The 1,186-nt window shown below is 56.7% G+C and carries 3 protein-coding genes and 1 tRNA gene; 1 reads left to right on the top strand and 3 read right to left on the bottom strand.

All coding sequences use genetic code 11. The annotated features are described in order from the left end of the window. Positions 1 to 207 (bottom strand): hypothetical protein (locus tag ZRA01_RS20290; RefSeq protein ID WP_174851637.1); only part of this gene is annotated, 207 nt, incomplete at its 3' end. 152 nt (positions 208 to 359) lie between these two features. On the opposite strand from ZRA01_RS20290, the gene ZRA01_RS20285 reads away from it, so the two are divergent. Then, on the top strand, positions 360 to 590 hold the full coding sequence (locus tag ZRA01_RS20285; protein ID WP_141355181.1) for a helix-turn-helix domain-containing protein: 231 nt from the start codon (positions 360 to 362) through the stop codon (positions 588 to 590). A 221-nt stretch (positions 591 to 811) separates the two neighbouring features. Here ZRA01_RS20285 and ZRA01_RS20280 read toward each other — a convergent pair. Together ZRA01_RS20280 and ZRA01_RS20705 are read right to left on the bottom strand one after the other, a co-directional pair. Next, a tRNA-Met gene (locus ZRA01_RS20280) sits at positions 812 to 888 on the bottom strand. A gap of 106 nt (positions 889 to 994) precedes the next feature. Next, positions 995 to 1,141: a hypothetical protein gene (locus ZRA01_RS20705; protein WP_170183044.1), complete on the bottom strand. Its 147-nt coding sequence runs from the start codon at positions 1,139 to 1,141 to the stop codon at positions 995 to 997. Positions 1,142 to 1,186 lie beyond the last annotated feature (45 nt).

The raw sequence follows: 1,186 nt of genomic DNA, 5'->3' as shown, positions 1-1,186 counted from the left end.
GTGGGCAAGCCCCGCATCTAGCGATTCAAGAGCCATGTCTTTCTCGATCTGCTCCCATACGTAGAGGATCTTCCGACCCCCGAATGGACGGATGTAATGCACACCCTCAAGCAGAACCGAGTCCTTCAGACGTTCGCGGATGGTCCGGACGTCGTACTTGATCCGAGCAGCAAGCTCCTCGGTTGTTAGGTAGGTGTTAGCGGACATGATGACTTCTCCGTAGAATTGATCTCTCAGTAGGATGTTTTGCTGCTCAATGGCTTCAAAACGATCTACTGGAGACCATTCTACACAAAAAGAAGATCTGTCAAAGCCCTTTTTGATCTTTTGAAGATCATTTTTTATTTTTGGAGCGCAACTTGATCAAATGCCACCTATCCCGCCTCCTTGGCGAGCGGAAGCTGAAGATCAGCGATGTCACACGGGACACGGGCATCAACCGGGGAACGCTGACCCGCCTGTATCACGAGACCGCCGAGCGCGTGGAGCTCGATGTCCTGGATGCCCTATGCACCTACCTGAACTGCGGGCTGCCCGACTTGCTGGAGTATCAAAAGAGTGAGCAGGCCTCTCCACCCCCAACTCCCTGACCCAACGGATAGGCTGAATGCGGTTGTGACGCACGTATCGGGAGCTGTGCCCAAGGGGCACGCTGCCTGAAGGTCAAACCAGCCATGGCTCGCAAGAAGCGGGGTTTTGTCCGGGCACAGGATGGGCACGGTTTGGGCACTGGGTGGGCACAGGCTGCGACCCGAGCCTGCAAAGCAAAAAGGCCCAAGCACGTAAACGCTTGAGCCTTAAAGCTTTTGTTTGGTTGCGGGGGCAGGATTTGAACCTGCGACCTTCGGGTTATGAGCCCGACGAGCTGCCAGACTGCTCCACCCCGCGTCTGGAGAAACCGAATATTAGACAACCCAAAGAGGGGAGTCAAGTTTTATTTGCAGCGCACCATAAAAAACCCGGCTCGCAGCCCACGACCACCGCAGCGGAGCGCCTACTTCCCCACCAGCCGCGACACCAGGCGACGCCGCTTCTCGGCAGCCCGCTCGCTGGTGCGAACGTCCCGCACGAACAGCGCGGCCGCCACGACGGCCACACAGACACAACCGCCGATGATGATGTAACCGATCAATCCCTGCATGTTTTACCGGATGAAATGGGTCGAGACACAAGCCCGGCGATAGGC

Source organism: Zoogloea ramigera, assembly GCF_006539865.1.
Lineage (GTDB): Bacteria > Pseudomonadota > Gammaproteobacteria > Burkholderiales > Rhodocyclaceae > Zoogloea > Zoogloea ramigera.
This window is presented reverse-complemented; position numbering and strand designations above follow the sequence as displayed.

Coding starts and splice junctions, on each gene's coding strand:
- ZRA01_RS20705 (WP_170183044.1), bottom strand. CDS start 1,141: ATGCAGGGATTGATCGGTTACATCATCATCGGCGGTTGTGTCTGTGTG.